Origin of the sequence: uncultured Psychrobacillus sp., assembly GCF_938022135.1 — a bacterium.
Classification (GTDB): Bacteria; Bacillota; Bacilli; order Bacillales_A; family Planococcaceae; genus Psychrobacillus.
The window spans coordinates 80337-100353 of record NZ_CALIED010000020.1 but is presented as its reverse complement, the minus strand read 5'-3'; the positions used below and the strand labels follow the sequence as shown (position 1 = coordinate 100353).

General features: G+C 31.8%; 16 protein-coding genes and 2 pseudogenes. 13 read left to right on the top strand and 5 right to left on the bottom strand.

Annotation, left to right across the window (positions count from 1 at the left end; translation table 11 throughout):
• The first annotated feature begins 23 nt into the window (after window positions 1-23).
• From Q0371_RS04960 to Q0371_RS04920, 9 genes are all read left to right on the top strand, one after another.
• On the top strand, window positions 24-848 hold the full coding sequence (locus tag Q0371_RS04960; protein ID WP_298468980.1) for a helix-turn-helix transcriptional regulator: 825 nt from the start codon (window positions 24-26) through the stop codon (window positions 846-848).
• 509 nt (window positions 849-1357) lie between these two features.
• Complete coding sequence (locus Q0371_RS04955; protein ID WP_298468977.1) at window positions 1358-2236, top strand: HNH endonuclease signature motif containing protein; 879 nt, start codon at window positions 1358-1360, stop codon at window positions 2234-2236.
• 224 nt (window positions 2237-2460) lie between these two features.
• A complete protein-coding gene (locus Q0371_RS04950) occupies window positions 2461-3018 on the top strand; it encodes a hypothetical protein (protein ID WP_298468974.1) in 558 nt (185 codons plus the stop codon).
• 367 nt (window positions 3019-3385) lie between these two features.
• Entirely contained in the window at window positions 3386-3880 is a 495-nt protein-coding gene (locus tag Q0371_RS04945) for a hypothetical protein (RefSeq protein WP_298468971.1), read from the top strand.
• Window positions 3881-4193: 313 nt separating this feature from the next.
• On the top strand, window positions 4194-4511 hold the full coding sequence (locus Q0371_RS04940; RefSeq protein WP_298468968.1) for a hypothetical protein: 318 nt from the start codon (window positions 4194-4196) through the stop codon (window positions 4509-4511).
• A 530-nt stretch (window positions 4512-5041) separates the two neighbouring features.
• Window positions 5042-6511 (top strand): ATP-binding protein, encoded by a 1470-nt coding sequence (locus Q0371_RS04935; RefSeq protein ID WP_298468965.1) that lies wholly within the window; start codon window positions 5042-5044, stop codon window positions 6509-6511.
• Window positions 6498-9347, top strand: coding sequence for a Z1 domain-containing protein (locus Q0371_RS04930; protein ID WP_298468962.1), 2850 nt, complete (start codon window positions 6498-6500; stop codon window positions 9345-9347). The genes Q0371_RS04935 and Q0371_RS04930 overlap by 14 nt, the downstream gene beginning before the upstream one ends.
• Before the next feature lie 14 nt (window positions 9348-9361).
• The gene (locus tag Q0371_RS04925; protein ID WP_298468959.1) at window positions 9362-10258 is read left to right on the top strand and encodes a PD-(D/E)XK motif protein; all 897 of its coding nucleotides are present in this window, start codon (window positions 9362-9364) and stop codon (window positions 10256-10258) included.
• Window positions 10259-10261: 3 nt separating this feature from the next.
• Window positions 10262-12331 (top strand): AIPR family protein, encoded by a 2070-nt coding sequence (locus Q0371_RS04920; protein WP_298468956.1) that lies wholly within the window; start codon window positions 10262-10264, stop codon window positions 12329-12331.
• A 251-nt stretch (window positions 12332-12582) separates the two neighbouring features.
• Here Q0371_RS04920 and Q0371_RS04915 read toward each other — a convergent pair whose 3' ends face one another.
• From Q0371_RS04915 to Q0371_RS04895, 5 genes are all read right to left on the bottom strand, one after another.
• Window positions 12583-13008, bottom strand: a complete 426-nt coding sequence (locus Q0371_RS04915; RefSeq protein ID WP_298468953.1) for a restriction endonuclease PLD domain-containing protein — start codon at window positions 13006-13008, stop codon at window positions 12583-12585.
• Window positions 13009-13494: 486 nt separating this feature from the next.
• Window positions 13495-14547 (bottom strand): HNH endonuclease, encoded by a 1053-nt coding sequence (locus tag Q0371_RS04910; RefSeq protein WP_298468950.1) that lies wholly within the window; start codon window positions 14545-14547, stop codon window positions 13495-13497.
• 72 nt (window positions 14548-14619) lie between these two features.
• Entirely contained in the window at window positions 14620-15825 is a 1206-nt protein-coding gene (locus Q0371_RS04905) for a DNA cytosine methyltransferase (RefSeq protein ID WP_298468947.1), read from the bottom strand.
• 12 nt (window positions 15826-15837) lie between these two features.
• Window positions 15838-16902: a DNA cytosine methyltransferase gene (locus Q0371_RS04900; protein WP_298468944.1), complete on the bottom strand. Its 1065-nt coding sequence runs from the start codon at window positions 16900-16902 to the stop codon at window positions 15838-15840.
• A 20-nt stretch (window positions 16903-16922) separates the two neighbouring features.
• A complete protein-coding gene (locus tag Q0371_RS04895) occupies window positions 16923-17150 on the bottom strand; it encodes a single-stranded DNA-binding protein (protein ID WP_298468941.1) in 228 nt (75 codons plus the stop codon).
• A gap of 87 nt (window positions 17151-17237) precedes the next feature.
• Between Q0371_RS04895 and Q0371_RS04890 the strand changes: the two genes are divergently transcribed.
• The 4 genes and pseudogenes from Q0371_RS04890 to Q0371_RS04875 form a co-directional block, all read left to right on the top strand.
• A complete protein-coding gene (locus tag Q0371_RS04890) occupies window positions 17238-17612 on the top strand; it encodes a hypothetical protein (protein ID WP_298468938.1) in 375 nt (124 codons plus the stop codon).
• 248 nt (window positions 17613-17860) lie between these two features.
• Window positions 17861-18055, top strand: a pseudogene (locus Q0371_RS04885) (HNH endonuclease); the annotation flags it as partial.
• Between the two features lie 9 nt (window positions 18056-18064).
• Window positions 18065-19720, top strand: a complete 1656-nt coding sequence (locus Q0371_RS04880; RefSeq protein ID WP_298468935.1) for a DUF2075 domain-containing protein — start codon at window positions 18065-18067, stop codon at window positions 19718-19720.
• Window positions 19707-19814: pseudogene (locus tag Q0371_RS04875) on the top strand (nucleotide pyrophosphohydrolase); the annotation flags it as partial. The gene Q0371_RS04880 and the pseudogene Q0371_RS04875, both read left to right, overlap by 14 nt.
• Window positions 19815-20017: the final 203 nt, after the last annotated feature.

The following is a 20017-nucleotide window of genomic DNA, read 5'->3' as shown; positions in this document are numbered from 1 at the left end:
AATAATGTTTTGGGGTGAAGTTTGTGAGACTGAATAGAGAAGCAGTATCTTCTAGAATTAGAATTATAAAAGAAAAAATAGGTTTATCGATTAGTCAAATGGCTGAAATAGTGGGAACATCTAAAACTAACTTAAATGCATATTTAAGAGGGGTTTCTCTTCCTCCAGAAAAAATAGCTCAAAATATATCCAAATTAGGAGGATATAAAGAGAATTGGGTGTTTTATGGGGATAATTTTGATTATATTAATGAACTTTTAATAGAGTTGGAATTTGAAGAAATGATCAAAGATCGTCCTTATGTTGTAGATGAAATAAATGAAGAGTATGAAATGTTATTAACTAATAAAGAATATGAAGGTTTAAACAAAGAGGATTTGTTATATGCAATTGTTATGAATAAATACAATGTGTATTTTGATTTATATATTATAAATGTAATACAACCTATTGTTAATAAATTGGATTACGAATTGAACAAAATAGACGAAAAAGATAAATATATAAATAGATATATTTCAAGAATAAATAATTTAGTAAAAAAAGAAACCCCAATTATTAAATATGGAGATAAAGACGGAATATATAAAATTGCAAAAAACCAGTATGATATTATGATTTCATCATGTGAAGTTTATGATGAAAAAAATAACAAATTTGGTGATATAGTAAATTTGTTTATAAATAAATTAAGTTCAGAAAATGAGGTGCGAAATTTCTTAAGAACTATTTCAAATTATGAAAATGTGAAATTTGATTCTGAAGATATAAAAACAAAGCAACTTGTTGAAAAGCTACATAATTTATATCCTCAAATTGTTAAATTATCAAATCAATCTTCCGAATAAATCTATTTTCATTAATATTTAATATATATGTCCAATAAACATACGAATTGGTGGAAACTCATTTCGTGAAGCATGTTGTCTTTTGGGAAATCATACAAAGTTTATTGGGTTTAATTTTATTTTGGAAATCATCCAGCGTAATGATTAGTTTTTTTAATTGACACTTAAACGGAGTTCTAACAACTCTATCGAGTGAAATAGGTCTGTTCTAAACAAGTTATAAACGCAAACATATCTATGTCTAACGAAGTTTGTTAAAAACTAAAACTATTTATAGACAAAGACATTAAGTTATTGAGAAAAGTTAATTGGTCCCTGCATATGAATGGTATAAAGTGGACGAGGAAGATTTTTATAAAGGGTTAGAAGAAAACGATTTGTTTATAGTTTGACTTTAGAAGAATGATGTATCCCTGATAGTATGATATTTTAGGAGAAGGATAAATTTTAAAATAGTCTCAAAAGAAATATTAGTTGATATAATAATAATACAAAAAGGGAGATTATATATGAACTTTTCGTTGGATGTATCTGACGTTCTTTTGTATTTAGAATTAAGGAAAAAAGCAAATAAACCATTTTACTTATATGAACTTAATATGCTGTTGTATTTCTTGGAAAATTACGAACATGTGAATGAATTTAGAAGTAAAATCAATGAACTAAATATTAAATTGCCTTATAAATTTAAAGCTTATTCTTTGATTCATTTTATAGAAGATTATGAAGAATGTATTAAATTCAAAGATGAGATATTTCAAAATACTAAACGAAAATATCATAAAATTTTTAATCATTTAATTCTATTGTCTAAATCGAAAGAACAAGCACTTGAACTAATACATGAAGCAAAAAAATATAACATTAATTTTGATGTCGAAGCATGGAGCAATCGTTTTGATTCATTTAATATTATTCAATCAAACCAAGTACAATGGAAAGAATCCCAACTAAACAATCATAAAGACAAGGATTTTCCCTCAATGTATGTAGATTATAGTCGAATGAAACTAGAGTATTTTAAAGGTATATCGTCACTACAATTAAAACAAGATTTACTAAAGGAACAATCTAAAGATATAGATAATCAAAATAGAAAAACTGCGCAAAAATCAGTTTTTATTCGTAGCGTGTATATTAAAGAATTTGCAAAAAAAGTAGCACAAGGGGTATGCCAATTATGTGAAAATCCAGCTCCATTTCGCAATAAAATAGGCGAACCGTTTTTAGAAGTTCATCATATTCATTATCTATCTAGAGGCGGTAGTGACTGTTTAGAGAATGTAATAGCACTTTGTCCAAATTGCCACAGGAAAACACACATATTGGAATCGAAAGAAGACTTGAATATAATGGAAGAAAAGGCGTTAGCAAACATGAAATTTTAAATATAAAGATAATTCCATAATGTGGAAAATAAAAAAGGGGAAAATGTATCCCTCTTGTCAATTTCATCTAGTTTCAATGAGTATGAATCGTGCGTAGTTATAAACGAAGCCACTAATTCTACTTCAACATCCATATTAGCACTAGCTTTGTATATATAAATATTTGAAACTGTTAACTACTTTTTTCGTATATCTATTAAGAAAAATTAGAGAGAGGTGTAATTTTGGGGGTACCAGCTTTATTGTCAATAGTAACCTTAATAGTAGCGGTAATTATCAGTGGTAAAGCTTTATTATCAAAATCTGAACTTGAACAAGTATTCCTTACACATGAACAGAAAATAAAAATGCATTATTATAAATTGTTCGGTTTGTCGGGATTAATTGCATTTCTTGTAAGTGATCTTTATATTCTCTGGAGTATAACTATTAATAAAAAAACAGCAGAAATGGTAAATTGGAGTTTTGCGTTTGGGATTGCATTAGTTATATTTATCTGTTGTTTGATATCTTTAGGGACAATAGAGAGGTTTGTACAGAACTTTTTAATAATGCACCATTTTAAATATAAAGTAACACTAAATAATTTTGGTGATGTTTATATACTTAGGATGATGAATCAAGAAGTATGTATATGCTCTAAAGATCCCAATGTCGTTTTTTTGAGGAATGATGATATAGAATCGATACTTGTTAAAGTGGATGATTTATTGCTTAAACCACTTACTAAAGAAAGACTTCAAAAACCAAATAAATCTTTTTGGCAAAAGGTACTGGAATAGGAGGGTTCTACTTTCCATTGTCTAATAAGAAGAAAAAGGATGATGAAGAAATCAATAGAGAAAATAATATTGGGATATCGGTATTTTTGCGAAATGGGAGAAGATAAAATTTACATTCATACCGACATCGGCGTTGGACAAATAACTCAAGAAATAATTGTGGCTTGGTTGGAAATTAGATAGTAAAATAATAGGGGTTGATAATCTAAAGAAAATTCTTGGAAATATACCATTAGGCTTCCTTATGGAAGTCTTTTATTATGATGAGATAAGGATTGGTAGTCACGTGAAAAATAAACAATAGTGTCGAGATTCCCTTATAACCATCATAGTAAATCAGATTAGTATGCAGAAGGGTGGGAAAATAATGAAAGATGATATCGTAGAAAAATTAAAATTATTGGATGATACTGGATTAGTGAGTGTTTATGGACATTGGATGAATGAATTAAAAGAAAGAGGAATGATAAGAACAAAGAATGTAATAGGAGAACTCGGAGAATATTTTGCTATTAAATATTATATAGAAAATCCAAAATTTCCTAAACTCCAAGCAGCACCAACAGGTACACAAAATATAGACGCTATAAGTATAAACGGAGAAAGATATGCGATTAAATCAACAACTACAAAATGTACAGGTGTATTTTATGGTTTGAACGAACCAAATAGTGATATCTTTGAGATTCAAAAATTTGAATATGTGATTATTGTCCAATTTAATAAAGATGTCTCATTGAATTCGATTTACCAACTTTCATGGGAGAACTTCTTAAAACATAAGCGATGGCATAGAAGGGTACGGGCTTGGAACCTTACTTTAAGAAAGGATCTAATTGACGACTGTGTGAAGATATTTTAATATTTTTTTATATTATAATTTAACTACAAAAAATTGCTATTTCTTGAGACTTCCATTGAATGAGTAAGTAAGGTTTATTAGTTAATCAGATGCTCATCATTTGGTATGAATTTTATTATTCCATTCGAGTGTGTATGTTTGAAAAACTTAACCATTAAAGTATGAACAGGTGCAATTAATAGATTGTTAGAACAAGAATAACGAAAGGATAGTCATTGGAATGCTCTGTTTTTATATGTCGAGTCTATTAGATGTATAGAAATACTCTCGTATGGTGGTATAAATATTATACAACAAAATAGGAGTGGGTTTTGTGAAAAAGAAAATTTACGACGATTATGTATTAGCACATTTAAAAGAACGAAATTTTAAAAATATTAAAGAACTTCATATATATATTAATGACTATATCTTTCACTGTTCTGAGAAATATTATCGTATTCAAGAAAAAAATTATCGTATGACTGTAATAGACGCTTATAGGTACGAAGTTCGGTTACAAGAAATTGATAAATATGGAGCGTTGGTTCTTGATGGAAATGACAAAGTATATGGTCGTAGGATGAATATTGATGAATTTGAAGAAATTGCTGAGGTATTAGAAATAGAGAAGAAAGAGGTAGATGAATGAAAATTCGTATTAATCAAGGATTATGTTAGATGGTTTGACTATAAGATTAAGAACTTGGCTCAATTTTTTATCCTCATACTCCTTAATAAAATCATAAAATCCACACTAACTAGTCGAATAAAAAAAGTCTCTAAATCTGGATTTTAAGGAAATCAATGATAATAATTTTAACAGAGTTGAAAAGAATCCCCTTTTTGATACATATCATGTCTTATATAATTAATTTCCCTCTTATTACATCTTCTAATTAACTTCCTATCAAGTGTTTTTGGTCCAACGTGAGTTGCCTATTATTTTTGTAAAAAACAAATCATATCAACTAACATAAACAAAATATGGAACAAGTGCTATAATCTATAACATAAGATAGATTTAAAATGTCTTATTTGAAAAAATACATAATATTTGAATAATAACTATTGATTGAAGTGATAATTTATCACATCACATCATAGATTATCTAACTCGAAAACCCTATTTAACTATTATTAGTAGAAATAAAATGACATGACATAAAAGGATGAACTATCTTGAAAGATTTAATTTTAACTCCCTACGCACCAAATTTAGTGGAGTCTACACGTTCGATTGGTTACTCCTTTGAGACCGCATTAGCAGACATTATTGACAACTCTATAAGTAATTTTACAAGTCGTGTGGATGTAAAATTTTCTAGTACTGATATTCCGTATGTTGCCATAATAGATAACGGAATTGGAATGAGTACCGTCGAGCTTGAAAAAGCGATGCGTTACGGAAGTAGTAGTTCCTTAGAAGAACGTGGAAAATCTGATTTAGGCCGATTTGGGCTAGGCTTGAAAATGGCCTCAATGTCACAATGTAGAAAGCTAACTGTCATATCCAAACAACGTGGCATAATCTCAGCTGCTACGTGGGATTTAGATTATATTCATCAGACTGAGGATTGGTCTTTAAAAAGATATAAACAGGACGAAATTTCCAATCTAAGATTTTCAACTATCTTAGAAAACTATGATTCTGGAACTATAGTATTATGGGAAGAATTAGATAGAATCTCGGAATCTCCGAAGGAATTTGATAAAGAGTTCAATGAAAAGCTAAATTTAGCAGATAAACATATGGCGCTTGTCTATCATAGATTTTTAGAGAATAAATTGTTTAAACAGCATTTTGAGCTTTTTTTCAACAATAGAAAAGTAGAGCCAATAGATCCGTACATATTGTCAAATCGAGCTACACAGCAATTGGAAGAGGAAACATTATTTATAGACCAAATACCAATAAAAATAACCCCGTATATTACGCCTTATGTTAGCAAGCTTTCCACAAAAGAAAGGCAAATGCTAAATGAATATAAAGATTTGAATTTAAAGCAGGGTCTATATATTTATCGGAATAATCGACTACTTATTTGGGGGAAATGGTTCCGCTTATTAACTGATGGGGAACTAAAGCGTCTTGCAAAAATACGTATTGATATTCCAAACAATATTGATACTCTTTGGGCAATTGATGTGAAAAAGTCATCTGCTCAAATTCCAAGTATGATTAAAGAGCAGCTTAAACAAATTGTTCTGCGAGTTGTTGGTAAAAGTGAGCGTGTGTATAGATATAGAGGACGAAAAGTAACACAAGATAGCTACCAACATATATGGAATAAAATAGAGAATCGTGAAAAAATGCAATACTTAGTTAATCGTGATATTCCAATTTTTAAAGCTATACAGGAATCCTTAAACGATGAGCAGTACAAGCTTATAGATGGTTTTATTAAAAGTATTGAAGATAATTTCCCGTATTCCGCTGTTTACTATGACTTAGCACAAGATGAGCAATTTGAGGATAAAACACTGGAAATAGAACAAGTTTACGAGATAGCTAAAAATACTATTAATACATTAGCTAGCGTAAAGGATGAGCAATTCAAGCATTTGAGAATGTTGTCGGCAATTGACATGTTCCAAAAGTACCCGGAGGTTATACGAATGCTAGAAGAGGAGTTAAATGAAAATGAATAATGATATCGTAACAACAATAGAAGATATGGCAACTTTATTACTGCCCAAAGATAAACTTGAGGAAATTACCGAAGCTCAGATTAAGCTAACAGTACAGGCAATTATACCAACTGTGCAAATGAAATACGAAAACAGACAAATTGATCAACCGCTTATTGATAAGGCTATAGCAAATCTTGAGGAAAGATTCGCTATCACTATGGATACAGGCATCATTCTAAAAGAGGATAATTATAAGAAATGGTATTTTAGTTCTAAGGCTGAGCGTGGTACTGAATATTGGGATCGATATAATCGATATCTTACAAATGACGTAAAATTACCTCAAATAGTCATTAATAAAATTGAAGAAGCTTCGGAAGATATAATGGATGTTCTTGGTGATCCACTATCTATAACAGAATTTAACCGTAGAGGACTCGTAATTGGTTCCGTTCAATCTGGTAAAACGTCAAATTATACAGCAATAATTAATAAGGCTGTGGATAGTGGTTACAAAGTTATTATTTTGTTAACTGGTACAATTGAAAAACTAAGAAAGCAAACACAGAGTCGTATTGACGAAGGCTTTGTTGGAACAGATAGTCGAAATTTCATCGAATATAAAAAATTAAATAGAAAAAATACGTATTTAGGTGTTGGCAAATACAACAAAAAAATTAATGTAGCGTCCTTTACTACCACGGAGAAAGATTTTGATTTAAAAGGTCTTAACATGAAGCTAGCATCTGTAACAGACCCAGTCATTTTTGTTATTAAGAAAAATAAGTCGATTTTGGAGAAGCTTCATAACTGGTTGAAAGGGAAAAATGCTGACCTAGTAACAGGTATGATCGACTTGCCAATGCTACTAATTGATGATGAAGCAGACAATGCATCAGTCAATACAAATGATCCTGATAAAGATCCTACAGCAATTAATAATGGAATTCGAAATTTGCTAAGATTATTTAGAAAATATAGCTATGTGGGTTTTACTGCAACACCTTTTGCTAATATATTTATTGATCCACAAATAGGTGTTGAAGGAAATGATGATTTATTTCCAAAGGATTTTATTTACTTATTAGAGCAACCTTCCAATTACGTAGGACCTATACAAATGTATAGTGAGAACGGCCAATACAATTATATGATTAGACATAATGATGATATGGAAAATATCCTAGATTTAAAGCATAAAAATGGTACTAAAATTTCAGGATTGCCTGCTTCGCTTAAGCGATCTATCCAGTTGTTCTTAATTGCAAATGCTGTTCGCGATTTACGTGGTCAAGAAAAACAGCATCGTTCTATGCTCATTCACGTATCAAGATTTATTAGCGTTCAAAAAGATGTACAAGAGCATGTGAAAAATTACTTTAATTTCGCAAAGGAGCAAATTAAAAATTATGCACTTGCTGATGTGGAAGAGCCTTTCATCAAGGAATTACATACTCTTTTTGATAAAGAGTATGGCAAAGAAAGCGCTGCAATATACGGAGAGGAATCCTATAAGAAAATAGAAATTGACGAGCAATGGGAAGATGTGAAGCAAGTACTTTATAAGGCAGTTAGTCCAATTCAAGTTCATACAGTAAATAGTGGCTCCGCCTCCCAAAGAATGAATTATGAGGAGTATGAAGAAGGATTAAGGTTAATAGCAATTGGTGGTTTAAGCTTAGCTCGTGGACTTACGCTTGAAGGGTTAACAATCAGTTATTTTTATCGAAATACAAAAATGTATGATACGTTGATGCAAATGGGAAGATGGTTTGGCTATCGTGACGGGTATGCCGATTTATGTAGACTTTGGACATCCTGTGAGTCTGCAGGTTGGTATGAACATATAGCTGAAGCTACAGAAGAATTACGAAATGAAGTAAAACGCATGTCTTGGGGGAAAAAACGTCCTATAGATTTTGGACTACGTGTACGTTCTGCAGAGGATACTCCGTTAATTGTCACAGCAAAGAATAAATTGAGACATTCTGAACAAATAAAACTTGTAAGACAGTTAAATGGTCGAATGATTGAAACAGCGATACTTCCTTCTAAGAAAGAGGAAATCGAGGCTAACAACAACGTAATAGAGCGCTGGCTAGTAAATAATAAAAAGTATTTTATAGAGAATACTTCTGACATAGGGGTTCAAAAACCAACATTTAAAGATGTGCCTAAAGAAGCGATTATTGATTTATTAACTTTAGTGGAATATCCTTATATGAATGAGTTTTCAAAGGACAGCATTCTTGTTGGTGAAATTAATAAAAGTACCTCTAAAATATTTGAAAAATGGGATGTTGTCGTTGCAACGAATCGTCCTAAAAAGAATTTAGAATCAAAAATATTTGGAGAAATAGTGGTTTATCCAATTACACGTTCCTTTGATTTCTTCGGAACAGGGCATTATATCAGAATGTCTAAATCTAAGAAAAGATTAGGTTCTACTGATTATGCATTAGCAGGACTTGGAAAAGAAGAAAAGATATTAATAGAAGATAACGTAAATGAGCTTTTGAATGGAAAAAAAAATAAAAAAGGCGGCCAAAAGGCTCCAACTCAAAATATGTATTTTAATACCGGGATTCCACGTAACCCACTAATCGTTATTTACCCTGTTCAGTTATTAGATTCAAAAGGTGTAGATGCTGAGATTGATAAATATGTCGATTCAACAAATCAATTAATTACTGGTATAAGTATAGGTATTCCTGATATTAAAGGGGTAAAATCTGAAACCTATGAGTACGTGGTAAACAAGGTTTATCAAATGGAGCTAATTGAAGGTAGCTCTAGTCAGCAGGATTGGGATGAGGACTACGACGAAGATGAACTTGATACATTAGATGATTAGTGAGGAACATTAAAATGAAAATTGAGGACAATAAATATAAGCGGCTCCCAAATACACAAAGCTTTGGCATATACCTAGGATTAGATAACTTGGGTAGAACAAGTTTGTTTGTTAAGCTTTCTAAAAAGCCTATGTTTACGACTAGTAGTAGATATTTAATCTTTGAATATAACAAAAGGCATGACGGCTTGTGGGCGCTGACGGTGTCGATTGCTGAACAACAATATTCAGGTGTATTTAATAAGCTCATTACTGATTTAGTAGAAACTGTTCAGGATACTGAAAATTCATTAGTTGCTGAGAGAATGTTCATACAACGTTTTGTTGAGTGGAAAACGCTTTTTGAGCAAGAAGTAAATACAATGCTAGATTTCAATAAAATAGTAGGCCTAGCAGGTGAATTATTTTTTTTAAGCGAATTCATGGTTGAAAAATATGGAATTGTCGATAGCTTGAATGCTTGGAGTGGTCCAATAGGTGCTGATAAGGACTTTAACATTAATAATACATGGTATGAAGTAAAGACAAAGTCATTAAAAAAAGACACGATACATCTAAATAGTCAGACACAGCTTATATCTTTTAATATTGGCTATTTGACCGTTGTATCCTATGAAAAAAGTAGCTTAGCAAATTCAAATTCCACTAACCTATTCGACTTATATCAAAAAATAAGTAAATTAATTGAAACACAAAGCTTGCAACTAGAATTTGATAGAAAACTAGCTAATCTTAATTTTATTCCTGACGAAAAGTATAAGGAAATAAATTTGCTGTTTCATCAAATAGAGTTTTATGAAGTAAATGAAAGATTTCCACAAATATCAAATGTTCGATTTGATAAGGTAATCACGAATATTGAGTATGATCTTTTTTTACCTGAGTTAAAACATTACAAAATCGAGGTATAACAGATGGAATCATATAGAGTAGAGCTAGTTAACGAAATAAAGGCGAAGTCCATATCTGATAATATGTCTGATCGTGAGTCATTCTTTCATATATACTGTGAGAAGCTAGAGCAGTCTGAGATTATTGAAGATTTCCACTATCTTCATTTTAAAACGACAGGTAGCCGCAATCGGTTAATACAAATTGATGGCTATGTTTATAATGAGTTGGATAGTAAGTTAACTCTTTTTATTATACCTTCTTTGGCATATTTTGAAGATAAATCATTAACGAAGACGGAGGCAGATTCATTATTTAAACGAGCTAAACACTTTTACTTTGAGGTTAATAAAATTATTTCGGAAGCAGAAGAGAGCTCTGAGGGTTATGGTTTAGCTTATGATATATTGAACAAAAAAATTTATATCAGTGTTCTTGAAGTAGTTATTTTAACAGATCATTTGAAATCAAATGCAATTAATATCATTGAAAGTACTATTGAAAAGAACATCAGAGTAGATTACTCGATTTTTGATATTTCCCGCATGGAACTTATTGATGAATCTGTAAGCGGTAAGGAACCATTAATTATTGATCTTTGGGAAGATTTTCAGACAGAGGGCATACCGGTGCTTCCAGCATCGGAAACAAAAGAATACAGAGCGTATTTATGTAATATACCCGGTGAATTATTGGCTAAAATGTATAACAAGTACCAGTCACGATTGTTGGAAGGAAACGTTCGATCGTTTCTTCAAACGAAAGGGAAGGTCAATAAAGGTATTAGAAACACCATAATTAATAATCCTGAAATGTTTTTTGCATATAACAACGGTATTGCAGCAACTGCTGAAGCTCTTGAAATATACCAAAGAAAAGATGGTCTAGTTATTACAGGATTTAAATCCTTACAAATTGTAAATGGTGGTCAAACAACAGCTTCTCTTGCGAATGCATGGGAAAACGATACTAAGTTAAATTCACGAGAACAAATTAAACAGATATTTGTTCCAATGAAAGTTTCTGTCGTTTCCCAACAGTCCGTAGAGGAACTAATACCAAATATTTCTAGATATGCAAACAGCCAAAATAAAGTAAGTGACGCTGACCTTGCATCTAACCATCCATTCCACCGAAAAGTTGAAGAACTTTCTAGAAGACTTATTACACCTGCAGTAGGTGGAGCTCAATTTGGTAAATTTTGGTATTACGAACGTGCTAACGGTCAATATCGACAGGAAACATATAAAGCAACAGAGGCATTTAAAAAGAATTTTGAGTTGAGAAACCCCAAAAACCAAATGTTTAAAAAAGTAGATTTAGCAAAATACTATAATATATATCTACAAAAACCACATATAGCAAGTGCTGGAGCTCAAAAGAGTTTCAATAAATTCAGTGAATGGTTGATCAAACAATGGGATAAAAATCCTGACTTTGTTAACGATGAATTTTATCGGAAAATTATTGCATTATGTATACTCTTTAAAAAGTCAGATACGATTATTCGTAATCAAGACTGGTATGATAGCTACAAAGCAAATATCGTTGCATACACATTATCATTAATTTTTTACAAAGTAGAAAAGGACTTCCCTGAATCTACAATTGATTTAAATCAAATTTGGAAAGAGCAAAGTTTACCATATGGATGGGAAAAACAAATTCAAAAAGTGTCCTATCTTGTTTATCTACACCTTACGAGAAAAGATCGCACAGTTGAAAATGTTACAGAATGGGCTAAAAAAGAAACCTCTTGGAATTGGGCAAAAGAAATAGAGTTTGATTACGAGGTTGAATTTATCAGTCAGCTAGTTAGTAGGAAATATGTTACCACGCAAGAATATAGTGCTATTAAAGAGCAAAAAAGAGAGAACGAAATAAATGATCTGCTACAGGTTTACGAATATGGCTCTGCTTTTTGGAAGGAAGTTTACAATTTTGGCGTCCAAGAAAATATTTGGAATGTACAGGATGTTAGCTTCTTAAAATTAGCTATGGCAATCGATCAAGGTAAAGTGCCAACAGATAAACAAGCAGTAAAAATTCTGCAACTGCTTAAAAAAGCTAGAGTAGAAAGTTTTCCAAAATAAGAAGGGATGATGATTATATCATCCCTTTGCTTTGAATATGCATTAACATTAATAATACTACAACTTAATATCGTTGGATCATGCGAAGTGCGGAACAAGGTAGATTGAATTTGAGGGGATCTACAACTTTAACAGAAATGTTTGCTAATTTATTTGTTGATATAGGAATCGCACCTCCTACGATTGATACGGCTTTCAGTAAGGAGGTGCCAGGTATTTAACTGCATTAGTCCATTACGTACTTTTGATTATTAAACACTAAAATCAAAAAGATAAATATTGTTTCTTTCATCATAATTAATATCAATATCTTCTCTACCGTAATTCCTCAAATCATTTCTAGACACGAAATGATTATTTGAAACTCTTAAACGAGTTCTTAAATAAATACCTAAAGCTGACTTATCATTATACGTGGATAGTTGTTTAGGATATTCGTAACCATCCACCAATTGAGAACCTTCTAGTAAACAAGTCATGCTTATACCATCATCCCACAGAACAGTTATAGTGTTACTACGTGGTGGGAAGAAATTAGGATTTTGTCTAAAAAAATCTTTATTTAAAGCAATATATGCATCTGCTGTACAGACATTCCCGTTAGAAAATCCCCAATTTAATCCAGCTTGCCTTTGAACCTCATTTTCTCTTCTACTATACAAATAAACTATTGGCATACAAGTCCCCTTCTTATTTCTAATCTATATTTCAATTTATATTTTACCATAAAAAGGTTTATAAGTATGCACATTAGAATGTTTTATATTTTTATATAAGGTACTTTGTCTCATCTGTATTAGGTTGGTTATTTCGTTTTATTTCAAAAGTTCCATTGGCCCAATGAAACATAAGAAGTTTTTCCTCTATCTAAAAATTCTTCTTCACAGTCTTACCAGTGCTACTTTTAAATGGCTATCTATTTTGTCGATTGAAAAGTATATATTATTTTCATTAACTTCCACTTCATCTAGCTGTAATTGTTCCGCTGTATAAAAAATCGTCAATCAAGTGTTCGATCCGTAACATCTAAATTGTGATGCTAATTCACCTTCAAAAATTATAACCCCTAATTCATCTGCAAACTGTTGGATTAATTCAACACTACCAATATCCTTTAAAGTTACACATTAAGCTCCGTCGATGAAGAATACTTTTAAATAAAGTTACATAATTCGACCTCTTTTTAAAAAAGAACCATATATGTTATCTCGATGATATTCTATATTTGTTAATGAAGGGCGGAAAAAATCTGTTTTTGGAATGAAAATTTGGCGACCGTTAAAAGAATAAAGGTATTCACTTTCCACCTGAGGATGAACTTGGATTGTATAATCCTCATTTATTGTGTAACATCCAACATCGAAAGCCCAATGCATATCACGGTTCATTAAAATACCATTGTTCGGCGTATATAACCCATTATGACTACGAGGATGTATATGAGCAGCTTGTAGGTTATGGTAGTTTCCAGAACGGATTACTTGATTAGTTATTGCACAGCGACCTTCATATGCTACTTGAACAAAATTTCGGAACATAGCTTGGCTATTAAACAAATCTTCTACAGAACGCCCACTTGTATTTGAACGTTTAGAAATTCTTGAAGAAACATCTAAGGCTGTATTTTCGTTAAATTCCTCCATATTTTGAGTATGGGTATCTCCTGTTGGCTGTAAGATATTATGTATAGCTTGTTCGACTTCTTCGATTTCTTCTTCTAGAACACCGTAACCACCACGTATTGAATAGTTATTTATACATTCGTCAAGATATTGATACAATCGACTTGAACGATTTTTTTCTAAAAATGCAAAGTAAATTGTTTCAGATTCTTCAGTACCACCAACATTTGTAGTAAGTATATGTGGTTTTAAAACTAAGATGTCATTTGCTTCATAATAATATGTATCCCCTTCTAAAGCTCTATTTAAGTAAATACGATATTCATCACGAGGCTGTCCACCATTTCCACCACCATGGTATTTATCATTATTGTAGACATATGTACAATAATTTCGCTCGAAACGGTCTTTATATAAAGGAATAACTGTTAGGATTTGATAATCATTTAAAACTGTCTGTGAAATATATGGAAGTCTACTTAAAAATTCATTGCTTTTAGTTATCATTAAATAGCGTCCTCTTGAAGGAGTGGGTTTTGTAGGAGTAATGCTACCAAGTTCTTGATGACCTAGGCGTTTTAGTAAGTATGTCATTCAAACACTTCCTTTCTGTAATAATAAATTATACTTATAAAGGTTCGGCGATAATTCCGAACCTGTGGAAATTTAGGTTAAGATATTAAGTAAAGCACTAGCTAATTTAGCTGCAAAATTTGGTGGTACAGCATTTCCAATCATTTTATAATTATCTCCCGTATTCGAAATAAATTCATAGTTATCTGGGAAAGTTTGAAGTCTTGCAGCTTCACGAACAGTAATCGAACGAGCTTGAGTAGGATCGGGGTGAATATGCCGTAGACCGTCTTTATACAAATGGGCTGGAATAGTATTACTTGGTTCGTCCCATCGAAGCACATGATATTTGTGCACATTGGATTGACGACCAGTCATTTCTGTATACAAACGACGTAAGGCCCCGGTGCTAACATATTCATTTCGTCCACTTTCGATATCCTCTGCTAATATACGGAAAATTTGAATGTCTCGTTCACTATGAAAACGAGGGAAATGATTGGGAACATCAAAATTATAAGTGTGTGATACGTTTTTTCCTTTTACTCTTTCAATTTTACCAGTTGGGGTAAAACGTGGAAGATCGCTAATAGCATCTCTGACAGTTTGCATTTCCTCGCTAAATTGTGGCATAACATTTTGATAGAAATACTGCAATATTTCTTGAGGCTCTTCATATAAATCGTGACGAAGTCCTACAATAATTACACGTCTACGATTTTGAGGAACTCCATATTGTGTAAGGTCAAATTGTGCTTGACGTAAGTCATCTATTATTTCATAACCAGAATTTTGGATTTCTTTACGGATTAAGTCCGTTACAAGAAGGTCACCGTTACCTGGACGAGCACTTAAAATGCCTGGTACATTTTCAAAAACAAATAGTTTTGGCTGATAATGACGAACAAGGCGCATATAACTTTCAAATAAAAAATTTCGATAATCATCTCTCATCCCGTTAGTATCACGTATGCGTCCAGCGATAGAATATGCTTGGCATGGAGGTCCCCCAATAATTAAATCTACATTTTCTCCGTTAATCAAACTTTCTAGACCTTGATGTGATCCGTAATTAGCATCATTTTGCCAACCGTTGATAAGTTCATTTGTTCGCTGTACGTCAAAGTGAATTACTCGTTCATTAGCATCTTCTATACCATGGTTATTTCGAAGGTGATTTCTTAAATTATTTACTTGAGGTTTTTCCCATTCAACTGCTGCTAACATATTGTAGTTAGGATTCTGCTCGAAGCCTTCTGATAGCCCCCCACAACCTGCGAAAATATCAATAAAATTCATTATATTAGCCCCTTATTTCAAGTAATCTTTTAATTTTTTTCCAAGTTCATACCCAAGTAAGGGAGGTACCGCATTTCCTACTTGACGATATTGTTGAGTTTTATTCCCATAAAATCTGAAGTCATCCGGAAATGATTGCAAACGAGCATTTTCACGAACACTTGGGACTCGATTAAATTCGTAATGAAAGTGATTACGGTGACCGGTATCAATAGTTTTAGATGGTTTATTTCTATGATAACGTGTCCAGGCTTCATTAAATTTACGACTATCACCAACGCCAGGAGGAAGATCTCTATGATTTCCACCTTCAGGGACTTGAGATATTACTTCAATAACATGATCTGTATGTTTTGTTCCTACATGATTGTAAAGATACTTAGAGTTTTTTCTCATATTTTTTTGATATTTAGTCTTAGGCTCACTCCGATACTCACTGATTTCTTCACCCATATCATTTGGTGTAAAGTCGTGAAGATCACTTATTGCATCACTAGTTGTTATATACATATCAGGAGTGAGCAGTGGTTCGGGGAATTCGAACTCTTGATCATCTAATAAACCAATAAAAAATAATCTTTTTCTAATTTGTGGTACACCATAGTCAGGGGCATATAAGATTTTATCAGTGACTGTATAACCTAATTTAGAAAATTCCTCTATTATAGCAGTTCTCGCTTTACCACCGTAAAGTGTTGTTAAACCGGGTACATTCTCAAGGAGAAAAGCTTTTGGTTGAAAAAATTCTACTGCATGGACCATAGCATTGAATAGCCTATTTCTTTCATCATTTTCAATTCGACTTCCTGTTAATGAAAAACCTTGGCAAGGTGGACCACCAATTATTAAATCAACTTGTCTATTGTTAGTAGCACTTGCCATTTGCAAGATTGTAGAGTCTTGAAATAAGTCACCATTCATTCCTACAGCTCCATCGTGATTTGCTCTAAAGCTTCTTAATGCATCTTCATTATTATCAATGCCTAATAGAACTTCATAACCGGCATCCATAAACCCTCTTGATAGTCCTCCACAGCCACAAAACATGTCAATGACTGTCGGCTTTTTGTTCTTCATATAATTTCACCTCAAAAAACTTATAGTTTTACATATAGTTGTTGATTTGCACTATTTTTATTTACAATTCCAATTTGATTACGGAGCTGCCCATTCTTCACCTCGTTTAAAAACAGTGATCCTAAAGTTCTTCTCTCACCGCTTCCCAATCTATTCCATTCGTATCCTTTAAATAAATCCTTTACAAGGAATTCTTCCCCAACACCTAGCTGTGCAATCTCTGATATGGCATGTTTCAAACAATCCATATAATCCCTCTTTTCAATAAACATAAGCTTATGCATATGATATAATTATTTTAGCATAAAGTAAAGCGGAGGGGAATATACGTTCTTATGATTTTTTACAAAATAGGCTTTAATGTAATTAAAGTGCAATTTGAAGGTTCAATTATAGAATTGTTATCATCAAGAGACTCTATATATGAAGATTTAGCGAGGAATTTAGAATGTGAAACTCTAGATTTTCAAGATTATAGCGAGGAAATAGTAATGATAGTTGATGAGAGTGGATATTTTAAAACATCATTTCCCATTTTCCAAATTAAAACACAATTTGGAGACATAGTAGAATTAGCAGGAAGCATTATATTTGCTAAGAATATAGAAACTGAAGACAGTACTGATATAGGAGGAATTTCAGAAAAAGAAATTTTTAATTTGAGAGATAATTTAAATATTAAAATAATAGGTATTACTAGGGGGATTTAAGATTAGATAGTTTATTAGAGAAACAAACAAGTGAAATAAATTAGAGTATCATTTGTTATGAATAAGGTTTCACATTAATTTGTTAAAGTAAAAAGTAGCTACACAAGCACTTTTAATTGTAAGTTGTAAAAAAAAGTTGCTGAATCTCATTAAATGAAAATTAAACACGTAACCCTAAGCTGATTCAACTTGCTAAGGAATTGTATAAATTAGATCACGGTAGACTAATCTGACAAGTATGTGGATTCGATTACCAATTAAAATATGGAGAAATAGGTTATGATTATATTGAGGGGCACCATACCAAACCAGTATCTGAAATGACTTTTGAAGAAACTAAACCTGAAGATATTACAATGGTGTGTGCAAATTGCCACCGAATGTTACATCGTAAAAGACCGTGGCTAACCATAGATGAGCTTACAAAGTTAATTGAGAAGTAGGTGTAAATAGTGACTGCAATTGAAATACTATCTTGGCCTTTTAAACAGGAGAGCATAAATCATATTAATAACAGAGAACAATATTTAAATTACCCAGTGATTTATATCCTCAATGGGAATAAGGAAGCTTACATAGGAGAGACCGTTTACTTTAAGAATCGCATGAAAGCGCATTTGAAAACTCGAAAAAGCTTAGACAGAATAAATTTAATTAGACATGAGCAATTTAACCGGTCTGCTACTTTTCATCTAGAGACGAAACTAATTAACTATTTCTTGGGTGACGAAAAATTTACTCTACAAAACAAGAGTAAAACTGCCAGCGACTTTACACATAACTACTATAACAAACCTTTTTATGATCAAGAGTTATTTAAAGAACTTTGGAAAAAGCTCTATAAACAAAAGCTTGTGGATAATGAGCTTCATGTAATTGAAAATAAAGATATTTTTAAGCTATCTCCATTTAAAGAGTTATCTTTAGAACAGCTTGAGCTAAAAGATAAAGTGCTAGAATTTTGTGAGAAGCGTGTTTTAGTAAATAAAAACAGCAGTTATGGTAGTTTATTGGTGATTGAAGGCGAAGCTGGGGTTGGCAAAAGTGTTGTACTAAGTTCGATTTTTAATACTATACAAGAGAGAGCAGCAGAGCAATCATCCAATCTGATTGGTACTGAAAACTATTTAGTTGTAAACCATGAGGAAATGTTTAAAACATATAAGGGAATTGCGAAACAGGTAAAGCATTTAAAAGGAAGGGATTTTGCAAAACCTACTCCACTGATAAATAAGCTTCAAAAAGCTGAAAAGAAAGCTGATATTATTCTCATAGATGAAGCACATTTACTTTTGACAAAGTCTGATACGTATAATAACTTTCATGGAAATAATCATCTAGAAGAATTATTAAAGCTAGCAAGAATAGTTGTAATTATTTATGATCAAAATCAAGTGTTAAAACTAAAAAGTTTATGGGGAGATGCAAAGCTAGAAGAGTTGAAAGTATTGAGTGCAAGTTATGAAGAATACCAATTAACCAATCAATTTCGTATGCAGGCAAATGATGATTTAATAAATTGGATCAACAATTTTAAACGGAAGCAATTATTACCGATACCTAAAGATGAAAATTATGAATTTAAGGTGTTTGGATCGCTTAAGGAAATGCACGAGGAAGTAAATAGAAAAAATGAACAGTTTGGCTTAAGCCGAGTTGTTTCAACTTTTGACTTTCTTCATAAAAAAGATGGTCAAAAATACTACATTAGTGATTCTGAAGGGGAATATAAAATACCCTGGAATACTACAAGCACCAAATATACATGGGCAGAAAATCCAGATACGGTTCATGAAGCTGGATCGATATATACTATACAAGGCTTTGATTTAAATTATGTTGGAGTAGTTCTTGGTCCGTCAATCCAATTTAATGAAGAAAAAAATGGAATTGTTATCGATACGAGTAAGTACATGGATAAGGGAGCATATACCGGAATAGAAGGTATACAAAATATAAATGAGGCAAAAGAAAAGATTGTTCTAAATTCTATCAATGTCCTAATGAAACGTGGTATTAAAGGTTTATATATTTATGCAAGTGATGACGTATTACGTGCCAAATTATTGGAATTTCAAAAAGCGGGTGATCTTAATGAGCGAGCTTGACCAACTACGTGAAAAAATTATAAAATTTCGAGATGAACGGAATTGGCAACAATTCCATAATCCAAAAGACCTTTCACTATCTTTACCACTTGAAGTTGATGCTGTCTAGAATTATAAAAAGAATTGGTTATTCAAGTGAAATATGAGAGTATTCGTATTAGCACTTTGGGTCAGTTTTAAGAGTAATACCCTAAAAAAAGAATAAATAATAAATCTAATATACCTATAGTTAATGGGGATGTTGGATTTTTTTGTTATTAGATAATTATTTTTCTCTTTGTATGATACAATATTCTT

What these genes read in the sequence shown, in the direction of transcription:
- Q0371_RS04900 (WP_298468944.1), bottom strand. Translation starts at nt 16,902, where the DNA reads ATGAAGAACAAAAAGCCGACAGTCATTGACATGTTTTGTGGCTGTGGA.
- Q0371_RS04920 (WP_298468956.1), top strand. Translation starts at nt 10,262, where the DNA reads ATGGAATCATATAGAGTAGAGCTAGTTAACGAAATAAAGGCGAAGTCC.
- Q0371_RS04895 (WP_298468941.1), bottom strand. Translation starts at nt 17,150, where the DNA reads ATGGATTGTTTGAAACATGCCATATCAGAGATTGCACAGCTAGGTGTT.
- Q0371_RS04925 (WP_298468959.1), top strand. Translation starts at nt 9,362, where the DNA reads ATGAAAATTGAGGACAATAAATATAAGCGGCTCCCAAATACACAAAGC.
- Q0371_RS04905 (WP_298468947.1), bottom strand. Translation starts at nt 15,825, where the DNA reads ATGAATTTTATTGATATTTTCGCAGGTTGTGGGGGGCTATCAGAAGGC.
- Q0371_RS04910 (WP_298468950.1), bottom strand. Translation starts at nt 14,547, where the DNA reads ATGACATACTTACTAAAACGCCTAGGTCATCAAGAACTTGGTAGCATT.
- Q0371_RS04890 (WP_298468938.1), top strand. Translation starts at nt 17,238, where the DNA reads ATGATTTTTTACAAAATAGGCTTTAATGTAATTAAAGTGCAATTTGAA.
- Q0371_RS04945 (WP_298468971.1), top strand. Translation starts at nt 3,386, where the DNA reads ATGAAAGATGATATCGTAGAAAAATTAAAATTATTGGATGATACTGGA.
- Q0371_RS04915 (WP_298468953.1), bottom strand. Translation starts at nt 13,008, where the DNA reads ATGCCAATAGTTTATTTGTATAGTAGAAGAGAAAATGAGGTTCAAAGG.
- Q0371_RS04930 (WP_298468962.1), top strand. Translation starts at nt 6,498, where the DNA reads ATGAAAATGAATAATGATATCGTAACAACAATAGAAGATATGGCAACT.
- Q0371_RS04955 (WP_298468977.1), top strand. Translation starts at nt 1,358, where the DNA reads ATGAACTTTTCGTTGGATGTATCTGACGTTCTTTTGTATTTAGAATTA.